Origin of the sequence: Promicromonospora vindobonensis (assembly GCF_042685865.1) — a bacterium.
Classification (GTDB): domain Bacteria; phylum Actinomycetota; class Actinomycetes; order Actinomycetales; family Cellulomonadaceae; genus Promicromonospora; species Promicromonospora vindobonensis.
In genome coordinates this window covers 2,042,693-2,057,019 of record NZ_JBHUOG010000002.1, presented here as the reverse complement: position 1 = coordinate 2,057,019, position 14,327 = coordinate 2,042,693, and the positions used below count along the sequence as shown (strand labels likewise).

At 72.6% G+C, this 14,327-nt stretch carries 11 protein-coding genes and 1 riboswitch; of the genes, 7 read left to right on the top strand and 4 right to left on the bottom strand.

Going from position 1 to position 14,327, the window contains the following annotated elements; all coding sequences use genetic code 11:
* Positions 1-79 precede the first annotated feature (79 nt).
* The 5 genes from ACFS27_RS22435 (at position 80) to ACFS27_RS22415 (ending at position 6,169) form a co-directional block, all read left to right on the top strand.
* The gene (locus tag ACFS27_RS22435; protein ID WP_377187746.1) at positions 80-1,615 is read left to right on the top strand and encodes a GntP family permease; all 1,536 of its coding nucleotides are present in this window, start codon (positions 80-82) and stop codon (positions 1,613-1,615) included.
* 2 nt (positions 1,616-1,617) lie between these two features.
* Entirely contained in the window at positions 1,618-2,931 is a 1,314-nt protein-coding gene (locus ACFS27_RS22430; protein ID WP_377187743.1) for a four-carbon acid sugar kinase family protein, read from the top strand.
* Positions 2,932-2,954: 23 nt separating this feature from the next.
* Positions 2,955-4,001, top strand: a complete 1,047-nt coding sequence (gene pdxA / locus ACFS27_RS22425) for a 4-hydroxythreonine-4-phosphate dehydrogenase PdxA (protein ID WP_377187740.1) — start codon at positions 2,955-2,957, stop codon at positions 3,999-4,001.
* Positions 3,998-4,813 carry a DeoR/GlpR family DNA-binding transcription regulator gene (locus ACFS27_RS22420; RefSeq protein WP_377187737.1) on the top strand — a complete coding sequence of 272 codons (816 nt, stop codon included), beginning with the start codon at positions 3,998-4,000 and terminating at the stop codon, positions 4,811-4,813. Before pdxA ends, ACFS27_RS22420 begins: the two co-directional genes overlap by 4 nt.
* A gap of 138 nt (positions 4,814-4,951) precedes the next feature.
* A complete protein-coding gene (locus ACFS27_RS22415) occupies positions 4,952-6,169 on the top strand; it encodes a M14 family zinc carboxypeptidase (RefSeq protein WP_377187735.1) in 1,218 nt (405 codons plus the stop codon).
* 295 nt (positions 6,170-6,464) lie between these two features.
* Here the strand turns inward: ACFS27_RS22415 and ACFS27_RS22410 are convergent, their stop codons facing one another.
* The 4 genes from ACFS27_RS22410 to ACFS27_RS22395 all read right to left on the bottom strand — a co-directional run bounded on the left by ACFS27_RS22410 (position 6,465) and on the right by ACFS27_RS22395 (position 11,129).
* Positions 6,465-7,049: a cysteine hydrolase family protein gene (locus ACFS27_RS22410; RefSeq protein ID WP_377187732.1), complete on the bottom strand. Its 585-nt coding sequence runs from the start codon at positions 7,047-7,049 to the stop codon at positions 6,465-6,467.
* Positions 7,046-8,470 (bottom strand): purine-cytosine permease family protein, encoded by a 1,425-nt coding sequence (locus ACFS27_RS22405; protein ID WP_377187729.1) that lies wholly within the window; start codon positions 8,468-8,470, stop codon positions 7,046-7,048. Before ACFS27_RS22405 ends, ACFS27_RS22410 begins: the two co-directional genes overlap by 4 nt.
* A gap of 113 nt (positions 8,471-8,583) precedes the next feature.
* A complete protein-coding gene (locus tag ACFS27_RS22400; protein WP_377187726.1) occupies positions 8,584-9,408 on the bottom strand; it encodes a C40 family peptidase in 825 nt (274 codons plus the stop codon).
* Between the two features lies 1 nt (position 9,409).
* Positions 9,410-9,564, bottom strand: a riboswitch (cyclic di-AMP (ydaO/yuaA leader).
* A gap of 224 nt (positions 9,565-9,788) precedes the next feature.
* Entirely contained in the window at positions 9,789-11,129 is a 1,341-nt protein-coding gene (locus ACFS27_RS22395; RefSeq protein WP_377187723.1) for an FAD-binding oxidoreductase, read from the bottom strand.
* A gap of 166 nt (positions 11,130-11,295) precedes the next feature.
* Between ACFS27_RS22395 and ACFS27_RS22390 the strand changes: the two genes are divergently transcribed.
* Together ACFS27_RS22390 and ACFS27_RS22385 are read left to right on the top strand one after the other, a co-directional pair.
* The gene (locus ACFS27_RS22390) at positions 11,296-12,681 is read left to right on the top strand and encodes a serine hydrolase domain-containing protein (protein ID WP_377187720.1); all 1,386 of its coding nucleotides are present in this window, start codon (positions 11,296-11,298) and stop codon (positions 12,679-12,681) included.
* A gap of 19 nt (positions 12,682-12,700) precedes the next feature.
* Positions 12,701-14,317 (top strand): ABC transporter substrate-binding protein, encoded by a 1,617-nt coding sequence (locus tag ACFS27_RS22385; protein ID WP_377187717.1) that lies wholly within the window; start codon positions 12,701-12,703, stop codon positions 14,315-14,317.
* Positions 14,318-14,327 lie beyond the last annotated feature (10 nt).

Below are 14,327 nucleotides of genomic sequence, written 5' to 3'. Positions count from 1 at the left end.
GAGCCGGAGCATACTTGCGTTGTTCGATCACCTGTCGGCGTCAACGACGACGCCGACCTCGGTCCAAGGAAGGACTGTCGTGGATCTCCAACTCTTGCTCGCGCTCCTGCTCGGCATCGCCACGATCATCGTGGTGGTGCTGCGTACCCGCCTGGACGCGTTCGTCGCACTCATCCTCGCCTCCGTCGTCACGGGGGCCGTCGCCGGGCAGCCGCTGCTCGACACGATCAACTCGATCACCACCGGATTCGGCAACACCCTCGCCTCGATCGGCCTCGTCATCGGCCTCGGCGTCGGGATCGGCAAGATTCTCGAGGTCTCCGGGGCCGCCGACAGCCTCGCCCGCGCGTTCCTCCGGGCCTTCGGCAAGGGCCGCGAGGAGTGGGCGATGGGCAGCGTCGGCGCGCTCGTGTCGATCCCCGTGTTCTGCGACTCCGGCTACGTCATCATGAACCCGCTCGCCCGGTCGATCGCGCGGGTCAAGCGTGGCGGCTACGTCGCCCTGGCGCTCGCGCTCGGCTGCGGCATGACGCTCACCCACCACATGGTCCCGCCGACGCCGGGGCCGCTCGCCGTCTCCGGCCTGCTCGGCGCCGACCTCGGACTCGTCATCGTCACCGGCCTGGTGTTCACGGTGATCCTCCTGCCGGTCGTCATCCTGTACGCCCGCTGGGTGGGCCCGCAGCTCGAGGACAGGATCGTGCCCGCCGTGCGCGAGGCCGTCTACGGCCGGGCGGCGGCGCTCGCCGGCGGCTCCGGCAGTTCTGGCAGCTCCGGCGGCTCCGGCAGCTCCGAGGGAATCGACCAGCAGGTGGGCGACCAGGGGACCGGCGACCAGCAGCCCGGGGACGAGCGGCCGGGGGACGACGACGCCGGCACGGCGTCCGCCCTCGGCGAGCCCCCCGCCGGGCAGCCTGCCCACAAGGTCGGCGCGTTCGTCGGCTCGCTGCCGCTGCTGGTCCCGCTGCTGCTCATCGTCGCCAACACCGTCACGGCGGCCGTCGACCGCAACCAGCAGGGCGCGCTGAGCGGCGACTACGAGGTGTCGTCGTGGACCGTCCCGTTCGCGTTCATCGGCAACCCCGTGATCGCCCTGGTGATCGGGATCCTGCTCGCGGTCTACGTGCTGCTGCCGCGCTGGACGCCGCGCAACAAGGTCCACACGTGGCTCTCGGAGGCGGCCGCGTCGGCCGGGCTCATCCTGCTCATCACCGGCGCGGGCGGCGGGTTCGGCCTGGTCCTGCGCGACTCGGGCGTCGGTGACGCCCTGGCCGAGGCCATCGCGTCCCTGAGCCTGCCCGCCTTCCTCGTGCCGTTCCTCATCGCCTCGCTGGTGCGGATCGCCCAGGGCTCCGGCACGGTCGCCATGATCACGGCGGCCTCGGTCACGGCGCCCCTGCTGGAGCCGCTCGGTATCGACCCGCTGCTCGCCGCCATGGCCTGCACCGCGGGATCCATGGTGTTCAGCTACTTCAACGACTCCTACTTCTGGGTGGTCACGCGGTTCACCGGCCTCGAGGGCACCGACGCCCTCAAGGGCTGGTCGGGCATCACCACCGCCGTGTGGCTGGGCTCGATCCCGCTGCTGTTCATCCTGAGCCTGGTCGTGGGCTGAGGATGGCGGACATCCTCGTCGTCGCCGACGACCTGACCGGGGCCAACGCGGCCGCAGCGGGGTTCGCCCGCGCCGGCCGACGGGCCGTGACGGTCAGCCGGTCCGAGCACTGGGAGGCCATCGCCGAGTTCCACAGCCGGTTCGACGTGCTCGTCGCGACGACGGACACCCGGCACGCGTCCCCGGGCGAGGCGGCCGACGTCGCCGCCCGGGTGGTGCGCGCCGGCTGGCCGGTCAGCCTGGTCAGCTCGCGGATCGACACGACCTTGCGCGGCAACGTCGGGCCGGCCACCGAGGCCGTGCTCGCCGCCACCCGCGAGCTGTCCGGCCGGCGGGTCGTCGGCCTCTGTCTGCCCGCGCACCCGGCGGCCGGCAGGCACACCGTCGAGGGCAACCAGCTCCTCGACGGCGTGCGCCTGGAGGAGACGGAGCTCGCGCGCGACGTCCGCTCGCCGGTGCGCTCGTCGTCCGTCGCCGACGCCCTGCGGCGGGGGACCGGCCTGACGACGTCGCTGGTGCCGCTCTCTGTGGTCACCGGCAGCGAGGAACGGCTCGAGGCGGCGGTGCGTGACGCCGCGGGCGCCGACGTCGTCATCGGTGACGCGCTCACCACGGACCACCTCGCCCGCGTGGCACGGGCCGCCGCCGCGGTGGCCGCCGCCGACCCGGACCTCCTGTGGGTCGGCGTCGACCCCGGCCCGGGATCGCTCGCCCTCGCCGGAGCGCTGCTGCCCGTCGGCCCGGCCGCCGGAGCGCCGCTGCTCGCCGTCTCCGGTTCGGCCACCGAGCTCACGCGAGCACAGCTGCAACGCCTGGTCGCCGAGCGGAACGTCGTCGTCGTGCGCCCGGCGGGCGGCCCGGTGCCCGACATCGACGCCACGGCCGGCCGCCTCGTCGACGCGCTGGAGGGAGCAGGCACCGGGACGACCGTGCTGCTCGCCACGGCGCTCGCCGACCACGACGTCGTCGGGCTCAGCCCCGCCGAGTCGGCCGCGCTGTCCACCGCGCTCGGCCGGATCGCCCGGCGCGCGCTCGAGTCGCGCGCCGTCAACGGGCTGTACACGACCGGCGGAGACATCACGGCGGCGGTGCTCGCCGCCCTCGGCGGCCGTGGGATCGCGGTCGAGGACGAGGTGGTGCCGCTGGCCGTGGCCGGTGAGGTGGTCGGCGGACCGTGGGACGGCCTGCCGATCGCGACCAAGGGTGGGCTCGTCGGCGGCCCCGACGCCGCCGTGCGATGTCTCGACCACCTCGCTCGGGCCGCTGCCCAGCGAGCCCGCTGGGTACGGACCGCCGTCCCGCAGAGCAGGATCTGATGAACACGCTAGGAGAGAACGCCATGACACGACCCGTCCTCGCCCTCACCGTCGGTGACCCCGTCGGCATCGGCCCGGAGATCACGCTCGCCACCCTGGCGCAGCACGCAGGCGACCCAGGGCACCACGGCATCGCCGTCGGTGACCTCGGCGCGCTCGAACGGGCGCGGGCCGCGCTCGGGCTCGACGTCGAGCTGCGGTCCGTGAGCTCGTGGGACACCGAGCCGGCGGGCGCAGGCGTCGTCGACGTGTTCGACGTCGGGGTGCTCGGCGCCGACCTGCCCGCCTGGGGAGAGGTGGACGCACGAGCCGGCCGGGCCGCCGTCGTCGCCATCGAGACCGCCACCCAGGCCGCGCTGGACGGCGCGGTGGCAGGCGTGGTCACCGGGCCCATCAACAAGGAGGCCATCTGGGCGGCGGGCAGCGAGCACCTCGGGCACACCGAGATGCTCGGCGCGCTGACCGGCGTGACCGAGCAGGACACCATGTTCGTGGTGCGCAACACGCACCAGCCCGGGCACCATCTGCGGATCTTCTTCGCCACCCGGCACCTGTCGCTGCGCAAGGCGCTCGACAAGATCACGCGCGAGACCCAGCTCGGCTCGATCCAGCGGGCCGCGCAGGCGCTGGAGATCTTCGGCGTCCCGTCGCCCCGGCTCGCCGTCGCCGCGATCAACCCGCACGGCGGGGAGAACGGGGCGTTCGGCGACGAGGAGATCGTCCACCTCGCGCCCGCCGTCGAGGACGCGCGAGGGCTGGGGCTGGACGTGGCGGGCCCCATACCCGCCGACTCCGTGTTCCACCACGGGCTCACCGGCCGGTACGACGGCGTCCTGTCGCAGTACCACGACCAGGGACACATCGCGGCCAAGACGTTCGACTTCGACGGGACCATCTCCGTCACGGTCGGCCTGCCGATCCTGCGCACGTCGGTGGACCACGGCACAGCCTTCGACATCGCGGGCAAGGGCGTCGCCGACGCGGGGACCATGCGCTCCGCCTACCTCGCGGCGGTGGAGTACGCGCCGTTCGTCGACGGCATCCGCGCCGCGTACCGGCCGGACGCGTGAGCGTACCCGCGGGGTCGGAGTCGATGCGGCAGAGCACCCGTGCCCGCCACGACGAGCTGCTGGCGCTCATCCGCAGCGGCACCACCCGGGTGGAGGACCTGGCGGAGGCGCTCGCGATCTCCGAGTCGACGGTGCGCCGCGACCTCGCCCGGCTGGGCGCCGAGGGGCTCGTCACCAGGACGTACGGCGGGGCCAGCCCGGAGTCGAGCTTCCACGAGCGCGCCCTGGCCGAGCGGATGCGGGTGCAGATGCCTGCCAAGGTGGCGATCGGCCGGCGCGCCGCAGAGCTCGTGCCCGACGACGGGACCGTCTTCGTGGACGCCGGCTCGACGACGGGTCAGCTCGCCGAGCACCTCCGCGGCAGGTCCGGGCTGACGGTCCTGACCCGCGGGCTCGAGGTCGCCCTGCTGCTCGCCGGTTCGCCCGGCCTCGACGTCGTGGTGATCGGCGGCAGCGTGACGACCAAGAGCCACGGCCTCGTGGGGCCGCTGACCACGGTGGCCCTCGAACGGTTCATGGTCGACGTCGCCTTCCTCGGGGTGGACGCCGTCGACCCCCTGGACGGCGTGGGGGAGGCCACCGCGCTGGAGGCGCAGGTCAAGGAGGTCGCCGCCCGGCGTGCCCGCCGCACCGTGGTGCTGGCGGACTCCACCAAGCTCGACCGCGGCGCTGTGCCGGCGTGGGCGCCCTTGCCGGCCGGCTGGACCCTCGTCACCGACGGGCAGGACGAGGAGGTGCTGCGGCGGTACCGGGACGCGGGGGTCGTGGTGGAGACGGTCGAGGCCGAGCAGCAGCCAACTGTTGACGGGTGAAAACAGTTTGCCCTGCTTGTCACATGTGAGGTATTTACCTACCGTAATGATGTCTCGCCCGAAAGTGACCGAATTGTAGGACCGGCGCCCTGGCGGTGCCGTGAACGATCTGCCGCACCATCGAAAACCGGGGGATCCATGTCAACACGTCGGACAGTCATCTCATCGTTCGCAGCGACCGCTCTCGTCGCGGGGCTGGGGCTCACCGCCCTGTCGGCTCCCGCCCAGGCTCAGAACGGCAACGCGGAGTGTGGCAACCTCAGCAACCCGGCAACCTCCGGGTGGACCAGCTACGCGGAGCTCGGCCAGCGCCTCGACCAGATCGAGTCCACGAGCCACGGCCGGGTGGACGTCGACGTGTTCGGCCAGAGCCGTTCCGGCCGCGACCTCTATGCGGCGCGTGTCGGCACCGGCGACCGCGTCCTGCTGGTCACGAGCGAGATCCACGGCAACGAGAAGGTCGGCACCGAGGCTCTCCTCGGCCTGCTGAAGACCCTCGGCAGCAGCGGGTCCGCCGAGGCGCAGGCGATCCGCGAGGGGGTCACGCTGGTCGCCGTCCCCACGTTCAACCCGGACGGGGGCGAGCTCAACCAGCGCCAGAACACGTTCACGTGGGACGAGGTCCAGGAGACCTACCCGGCGCTCGAGGGCGCCGCGTCGCCGTACTACTACAGCGACCGGGCCGGCGGGTTCGACATCAACAGGGACTTCAGCGCCGACCTCGACGCGGAGCCCAGCCCGGCCACGCTGCCCACGGACGAGACCGAGCCGGGCATGTACCTGACGAACGAGTCCCGCGCGCTGCGTGACCTGTACAAGGACCTCCGTGGCGAGTTCGGCCAGGTGGACGGCTTCGTCGACCTGCACCACATGGGCTCGTGCAACCAGGAGAACGAGACCGGCCAGTACGTCACGGTGTCGCTCGACTATCCGCCGCTCGGCTCCGAGGTCGACGGCAACCCGCGCTATGCCGACTGGCCGCTGCTGGACCAGGACGGCTCCCGCCGGCTGGCCCTGGCCGGGGCGAACGCGATGCAGGAGCACGCAGGCAAGGGGAACGCCGAGACCTCGCCGTTCTTCGGCGGCGTCGTCCGGTACGTCCACCCGCTCGTCGCGGACGGCTACACCTGGGACCGCGACTATGCGGGCCAGGCCCGTTCGGCGTTCGCGCTGAACGGCACCAAGTCGGTGCTCTTCGAGGTCCGTGGGCAGTCGGACGACTGGGGCCAGAAGCAGAAGGGGATGCTCACCTCCGTCGTCCTGGCGGGGGTCACGGGTATCGCGGAAGGCCTCGCCGACGAGTCCGTGGAGGAGCTCGACGGGGACGACTTCTTCGAGCTGCCCAAGTACTGGTGACCACCATGCGGCTGCTGCCGGACCGACGACGTTCCGGCAGCAGTCGCATGGTTCCTCCCCGGCCGACGGGCCCGCACGACGAACCCGGTGGACGAGGGTCGTTCGGAAGGATGAGGTGGACCAAGGCGGTGGGTGTCAGGTCTGCTGAATTCTGTTCGGCGTGGGCCTGGCAAGTTCACGCTTGCTGAACTGTTCACCTCAGCATGCATTCGAGTGCCACAGGTGAACGAAGTTCAGCCCACCTGGCACCCACCACAACAGCTCGGTGCGCCCTGCCGGTCCGTCGGCGCCCCCGTCAGCCGGCGGCGAGGACCTCGGCGACCGTCGTCACCTCGATCAGCGGCGCGTACAGCCGCATGACGCCCAGGGCGCGCTCGTGCTCCTCCGGCGTCGAGCCGGCGCAGGCGTCCGCGACCACGAGGACCCGGCGGCCCGCGTCCGCGGCGGCCAACGCGGTCGAGATGACGCAGCAGTCCGTGGCCACGCCGGCGAGCACGAGCTCGCCGGCGCCGCGGGTGGCGGCGTCGAGCTCGGGTCCCCACTTGCCGAACGTGGTGCGGGTGACCACGGGCGCCCCGGCGGCGGCGACGTCGGCGAGGTCGGCGATCTCGTAGAGCGGGTCGTCCTCGGGCACGAGCGCGAACGGCCAGCGGTCGAAGTAGGCGCGCCAGGCGCCGTCGGGTACGGCGGGGGCGACGTACCGCGTGAGGACCGTGCGCCCGGCGAAGGCGGGGAGCAGGCGCCGGGTCCCGGCGAGTGCGGCCGGGTAGTCCGGGGAGGCCCACGGGCTGGGCGGGCGGGCGAAGACGTCCTGCATGTCGATCACGACCAGGGCGGCGTCCGGCCCCGGCGGCACGGCGGCGGCGTCGGGCACCGTCATCGCTCCTCCTGGCGGCGCACCGCGCCGGCGCTCAGCAGGAGCGTGCCGACGAAGCCGATGGCCAGGGCGACCAGCACGCCGAGGTTCGCCCAGGCCCAGTTGCCCTCCACGCCGCCGAGGGGGCCGAGCAGGTAGCCCTGCCAGGCCAGCCAGGGCGCGTACGTGTTGGTCACCAGGCCCCAGCCGATGCCGGTGCCCGCCAGCACCAGGACCACGGCGGGCCAGTTCACGGAGCCGTACCGGCCGGCGGGGTCGTACAGGTCGGCGTCGGCGTAGTCGCGGCGGCGCAGCAGGATGTCGGCGAGCAGCACGCCGCACCAGGCGGCGACCGGCACACCCAGCGTGATGAGGAAGCCCTGGAAGGGGCCGATGAACGAGTCCGCGACGAACACCACGTAGACCGCGCCGACGATCATGAGGCCGCCGCCGATGGCGGCAGCCACCCAGCGCGGTGCGGGCAGCCCGAGGGACAGCAGGGCCAGGCCGGAGGAGTAGATGTCGAGCGCCGCGCCGCCGATCAGGCCGGCGAGCGCCACCACGACGAACGGGATGAGGAACCAGGTGGGCAGGAGCGTGGAGAGGGCGCCGATCGGGTCGGCGCCGATGGCCTCGTTCAGCACCGGGTCGGAGCCCGCGAGCAGCAGGCCGAAGACCAGCAGCACCACGGGGGCCAGCGACGCGCCGAGGGTGGTCCAGCCGACGATCCGCGGGCCGGACGCCGAGCGCGGCAGATAGCGCGAGTAGTCGGCGGCCATGTTGACCCAGCCCAGGCCGAACCCGGTCATCATGAACACGAGCCCGCCGATCACCTGGGGTGCGCCGCCCGCGGGGATGGCCGCGACCGCCGCCCAGTCGACGTGGTCGGCCACCAGGACGATGTACACGACCGTGAGCACCGCCGTGAGCACCGTGATGATCACCTGCAGCCGCATCACCAGGTCGAACCCGAAGACGCCCGCGGCCACCACGATGGTCGCCACGACCACGAGCGCCACGACCTTGGTGACGGTCCCGCCGCCCCAGCCGAGCGCCCCGAGCACGGTGGAGGTCGCGAGGGTGGCCAGCGCCACCAGCACGGTCTCCCAGCCCACGGTGAGGATCCACGACAGCAGGGAGGGGAGCTTGTTGCCGCGCACGCCGAACGCGGCACGGGACAGCACCATGGTGGGCGCCGAACCACGCTTGCCGGCCAGCGAGATGAACCCGCAGAACAGGAACGACACCACGATGCCGACCGCGCCGATCGCCGTCGCCTGCCAGAACGAGACGCCGAACCCGAGCAGGTAGGAGCCGTAACCCAGGCCCAGCACCGATACGTTGGCCCCGAACCACGGCCAGAAGAGGCTGCGTGGTGACCCGCGCCGCTCGGACTCGTCGATGGTGTTCAGGGCGTTGGTCTCGACGCTACCGGGGGCGCTCATGGTGGCGATCCTGCCACCGGCGCGGGCCTGGCGGCGAGAGTGTGGCACAAAGCACGAAGGGCCCGCACCGTGCCGGTGCGGGCCCTTCGTGGTGGAGCGGGTGAAGCTCAGGCTCAGCTGACGCGGATGAAGACCGGGCTGTCCTGCCAGATCTGCGACTCGTGCACGGTCTGGCCGGGAACCGGCGCCTCGATCTGCATGTCGCCGCCCGCGTAGATGGCGATGTGGCCGGGGCTCCAGATGAGGTCGCCCGGCTGCGCCTCGGCGGCCGAGACCTCGGTACCGGCGTAGCGCTGCTCCGAGGACGTGCGCGGCAGGTCGATGCCGATCTGCGCGTACACGTAGGAGGTGAAGCCGGAGCAGTCGAACCCGGCAGGGGTGCTGCCGGCCCAGACGTACGGCACGCCGAGGTACTGCTTGGCGATGGCGACCACGTCGGAGCCTGCGGCGGCGGCCGGGGCGGCCTCCTCGACGGCTTCCTCCACGGGCTCCTCGGCCGGGGCGGGCTCCGCCTCGACGGGCTCTGCCTCGACGACGGGCTCCGGCTCGGGCTCGGGCTCCGGCTCCGGCTCCGGAGCTGGCGTCACCTCGATCGTCCCGGTCTCCAGCGTGAACTCGCTGTCGGAGGCGACCTTCACGGCGGGAGCGGTGTCCACCTGTGCGGTGGTCAGCCCGGCGGTTGTCACCTCGGCGGCGGCCGCTTCCTTCGCGGCGTCCTGCACGGCCTTGAGCTCTGCCGTGTTCGTGCTGGGCTCCTCCGCCGGCGCGGCGTTCGCAGGAACGCCGAGCAGGGAGACGACCAGGCCCGATCCGGCGACGACGACCGCACCTCGGCGGGCGGTCGCGGAAAGGCCGCGGGCTGCGGCGCGAGAGATCGGGGTCAGCGGGGTGATGGCTTTGCGGGCAGCACGATGGCGCCCGGGCATGCGTGTGGTCACGTTCAGTTCTCCCGGCGCCTACGAGGTGAGCTGTCGGATTCGGATCGGAGAATGACCCGGCCGCGGTACTGCGTGCTGTGCGGCTTCACCCCAAGGGCACCGATGGTGCCCGCAAACGGTGGTTCCCCCGTCCCTGTCATCTGGCTGGTGCAGATCTCGCGGCGGTGACAGGGCTCGGCGTCCGCTTCGAGAGCTCGCGGAATTCCCCGGAGCGGGATCGACAGTAACCCCCGACGGCCGGAAAGTCACAATCGCGTTACGGCCGTCCCCTTCGCCAGGCTTCCGCTTGACCGGCCATTCGATATGGGCTAAGTCACAACGGCCCGTCGCCGCCCAGGTCAGGGCGGCGGCGGGCACCCGAGGCGGTCGATCCGGCCGGTCTACTCCGGCCGCACGTTGTGGTTGTGGGCGAACAGGTTGTTCGGGTCGTACTGCCCCTTGACCGCCGCGAGCCGCGCGTACGTCGCCGGTGGGTAGACGGCGGCCACGTCGTCGTCGCTGGTCGACAGCAGGAAGTTCGCGTACGCGCCGCTCAGGTGCGGCGCCAGCTTGTCCCAGATCGCGGCCAGTCCAGGGCGCGCGGCCTCGACGACCGGCGTCGGCCCGCCGGCGATGGTGGCGACCAACAGCTCCGCCCGGCGGTGCGCGTAGGCCGTGGCGTCGTCGGCGACGCGCGAGACCGCGCCGCCCACGCTCCGGACGGCGATCGACGGCGACCCCGGCGACGTCCCGACCTCGGCAAGGATCTGCAGGACCTCCGGCACCGACTCCCGGTCCACGAAACCGTCGTGGGCGAGCAGCTGGATCCCTGGCGGCACGGCGGCGCCGTCCACGAGCACGTCCGCGTAGGCGTGCAGCGCGACGTCGTCCTCGACGACCGTCCCGAGCCCGCGGATCGGGGCGAGCGCGCGGGCCGCGAGCTCCGGGTCGTCCCCGTCGAACGCGACGTGGATCTCGACCGGCGCCTCGTGGCCGCCCGCGAACGGGTTGGCCAGGTTCGCGATGGAGGTGAGCTCCTCCGGCGCCGTGCGGACGTAGTCGGCCCAGCCCTGCAGCACGGTGACGGCCTCGGCCGCGGGGAACGTGATCTTGCCGAAGTAGACCTCGGTCGTCGGGTGCGCCACGAACTCGAACGCGGTCACGATCCCGAGGTTGCCGCCGCCGCCGCGGATCGCCCAGAACAGCTCCGGGTTCTCCTGCGCGCTCGCGGTCACCACCGACCCGTCTGCGGTGACCAGCTCGGCGGCGACCACGTTGTCCATGGCCAGGCCGTACTTCCGGACCTTCCAGCCGATGCCGCCGCTCAGCGTCAGCCCGCCGACGCCGACGCTCCTGGTGTCGCCGGAGGAGATCGCCAGGCCGTGCGGCGTCAGCGCCGAGGCCACCTGGCCCCACGTCGCGCCGCCACCGATCCGCACGAGGTGCCGGTCGACGTCGAGGACCTCGACGTCGGCGAGCTCGCCGAGGTCGATCACGACGCCGCCGTCGTTGGTGCCGAGGCCCGCGAAGCTGTGGCCTCCGCCCCGCACGGAGAGCGCGAGCCCCGAGCCGGCCGCATGTCTGACGGCCGCCTGCACGTCGCCGACCGTCCTCGGGCGTAGGACGTAGGCGGGGCTGCCGCCGGCCAGCCTGGTGCGGCTCACCGCCTCGTACCCGGCGTCGCCCGGTTCGATGATGTCGCCGCCGAAGTCGCGGCGCAGGCTCTTGAGAGCTGAGGTCATGACGTGTCCTCCACAGGTTCGGCGCTGCGTGATGCAGCGGACAATGACTCGACTCCTGCGACGCCGATTGTGTGACCACGCGGTTCGTCGGCCCGCACAACTGCTCCCTCGCCTCCTTGTCCGGCCGGACGAACACCACGTGCCGGGCGTTCCATAGCCTGACGCAATGACTTCTCTCGACTCGGTCTCGACCTGGCTTGACGAACACTTTGCCGATCTGGTGGCCCGGCACCGGGTGCCGGGCGCGAGCGTCGCGGTGCTGTCCGACGGCGAGGTCGTCGATGCAGCGGCGGGCGTGCTCAGCACCACGACCGGGGTCGGGGCGACCACCGACTCCGTGTTCCAGATCGGCTCGATCACCAAGCTCTGGACCACGTCCCTGCTGATGCGGGCGGTGGACGACGGCACGCTCGACCTCGACGTCCCGCTGCGCACGTACCTCCCGGAGTTCCGGGTGGGGGACGACGCGGCGAGCGCCGCGATCACGACGCGTCAGCTGCTGTGCCACACGGCGGGGTTCGAGGGCGACGTGTTCACCGACACGGGCCGCGGCGACGACGCGATAGAGAAGTACCTGGCGGAGCTGCACGACCTGCCGCAGCTCTTCGCGCCCGGCGCGATGTTCTCGTACAACAACGTGGGCTTCGCGACGCTGGGGCGGCTGGTCGAGGTGCTGCACGGCAGGCCGTACGACCGGGCGCTGACCGAGCTCCTGGCCGAGCCCCTTGGGCTGACGCACGTGGCGCCGAGCCCGTACGAGGCGATCCTGCACCGGGCGGCGGTGGGGCACGTCCAGGGCCCGGACGGCGGCTGGACGGCGGCGCCGGTCTGGGCGCTGGCGCGGTCCAACGCGGCAGCGGGCTCGATGCTCGCGATGCGTGCACGGGACCTGGTCACGTTCGCAGGGATGCACCTGGCCGGCGGCGTGGCGCCGGACGGCACGCGCGTGCTGAGCGAGCGGAGCGTGGCCGCCATGCAGGAGCAGCAGGTGACGGTGCCGGACCTCGGCTCGATGGGCGACGCGTGGGGCCTGGGCTGGACCATCTCCCGCACGGCTGGCGGCACGGTCGTCTCGCACGACGGCGGGACGATCGGACAGGCGGCGTTCCTCCGGGTGGTGCCCGGCGCGAAGGTCGCGGTGGCCCTGCTGACCAACGGTGGCGACATCTTCGGGCTCTACCGGGATGTGGTGCGACACCTCACCAGCGAGCTCGCCGGCGTCACTCTCGCGGAGCGGCCGGTGCTGCCCGCGGAGCCGGGCGCCGTCGACCATGTCCGGTGCGTCGGCACGTACTCCGACACCATCTACGACCTGGCGATCAGCCGGGACGGCGACGGCCGCGTGTGGCTCGAGCGCACCCCCAAGGACATCCTCGCCGAGATCGGGGAGGAGGCGGTCCGTACGGAGCTGGTGCGCTACTCCGACGACGCGCTGATCGCTGTCGACGCCCCGAACGGCGTGCACACCGTCTACGCCTTCCTCGGCGACGACGGCACCGGCAGGGCCGCGTTCATCCACTACGGCCGCGCGGTCGCGCGGGCGCAGATCTGATCCGACGAGAGGGACTCCCGTGAAACCCCTGACCGCCCCGTCCGGCCGGGCCGCGCGTCCAGCGGCACTGCTGCTCACGCTCGCCCTGACCTCGACCGTGCTCGCCGCCTGCTCCGGAGGGGGCGACGACGCCGTGTCCGACGGAGGCTTCGCCACCGACGGGACGTTCACGCTCGCCCTGGCGACCGACCCGGGCAGCCTGGACCCGCACGCGTCCGCCGTGAGCTCCGTGATCGGGATGAGCCGGCTCGCGTACGACACGATCGTCGCCGTGGACCCCGGGTCCACCGAGGTCGTGCCGTCGCTGGCCGACGAGTGGTCGGTCGACGGCACGACGGCGAGCTTCACGGTGCGGGACGACGTCACCTGCGCAGACGGTTCCGAGTTCACGGCCGGGACCGCTGCGGCGAACATCGAGTATGTGGCGGACCCGGCCAACGAGAGCCCGTACCTCGGCGCGTTCCTCCCGGCGGGCGTCAAGGCGTCGGCCGACGGCGACACGCTCACCCTCGAGCTCGCGGCCCCCGCGCCGTTCCTGCTGGAGGGGCTGTCGAGCCTGGCCATGGTCTGCGACTCCGGCCTGGCGGACCGGACGACGCTCGCGGCCGGCACGGCCGGAACCGGCCCGTTCGTGCTGGAGGAGGCCGCACCGGACGACCACTACACGTACACGGTCCGCGAGGGGTACACGTGGGGCCCGGACGGCGCCACCACGAACGAGGCGGGCACGCCTGCCTCGGTGAACGTCAGGATCGTCGCCAACGAGACGACGTCGGCCAACCTGCTGCTCTCCGGCGAGGTCAACGCCGTGCAGGTGATCGGCCCCGACACCGAGCGGCTCGAGGCGGCCGGGCTCTACTCCGCCGAGTCCGCGGGCGTGCTCGGCGAGCAGTGGTACAACCACGCAGAGGGCCACGTCACGGCGGACCCCGCGGTCCGCGCCGCCCTGGCCCAGGCGCTCGACCTGGCCGAGCTGCAGCAGGTGCTCACCTCGGGCAAGGGGACCGCCCCGACCACCCTCGCCACCGTCAGCCCGGCCGCGTGCACCGGCGACTCGATCACGGGTGCCCTGCCGGAGCACGACCCGGAGGCGGCGGCTGCCGCCCTCGACGACGCCGGCTGGACCCTTGACGACGACGGCGTGCGCGCCAAGGACGGCACGCCCCTGACCATCGCGTTCCTGCACGACACCGCGCTGGGCACCGGCGGAGCGTCGGCCGCTGAGCTGGCCACGGCGGCGTGGACCGACCTGGGCGTCGACGTCCAGGTGACCGGCAAGAACACCACCGAGCTGTCCGAGATCCTGTTCGGCACCGGCGCGTGGGACGTGGCCTGGGAACCCATCAACGTCAGCAGCCCTGACCAGCTCGTCGGCTTCCTGTCCGGTCCGGCGGTCGCCGACGGCGGCACCAACTTCGCGGCCATCGACAACCCGGACTACGCGGCCGCCGTCGGCGAGGCGACGACCATGCAGGGAGCCGAGGGCTGCGACACCTGGCTGGCGGCGGAGACCGCGCTGGTCGAGGCCACGAACGTCACGCCGTTCGCCAACAGCCTCGTCAAGATCTACGGCAACGGCGCGGAGTTCCTCAGCACCGGGTCCATCGTGCCCACCAGCATCCGCGTGCTGGGCTGAGGACGAGCCG

What these genes read in the sequence shown, in the direction of transcription:
- ACFS27_RS22430 (WP_377187743.1), top strand. Translation starts at nt 1,618, where the DNA reads ATGGCGGACATCCTCGTCGTCGCCGACGACCTGACCGGGGCCAACGCG.
- ACFS27_RS22390 (WP_377187720.1), top strand. Translation starts at nt 11,296, where the DNA reads ATGACTTCTCTCGACTCGGTCTCGACCTGGCTTGACGAACACTTTGCC.
- ACFS27_RS22395 (WP_377187723.1), bottom strand. Translation starts at nt 11,129, where the DNA reads ATGACCTCAGCTCTCAAGAGCCTGCGCCGCGACTTCGGCGGCGACATC.
- pdxA (WP_377187740.1), top strand. Translation starts at nt 2,955, where the DNA reads ATGACACGACCCGTCCTCGCCCTCACCGTCGGTGACCCCGTCGGCATC.
- ACFS27_RS22415 (WP_377187735.1), top strand. Translation starts at nt 4,952, where the DNA reads ATGTCAACACGTCGGACAGTCATCTCATCGTTCGCAGCGACCGCTCTC.
- ACFS27_RS22405 (WP_377187729.1), bottom strand. Translation starts at nt 8,470, where the DNA reads ATGAGCGCCCCCGGTAGCGTCGAGACCAACGCCCTGAACACCATCGAC.
- ACFS27_RS22410 (WP_377187732.1), bottom strand. Translation starts at nt 7,049, where the DNA reads ATGACGGTGCCCGACGCCGCCGCCGTGCCGCCGGGGCCGGACGCCGCC.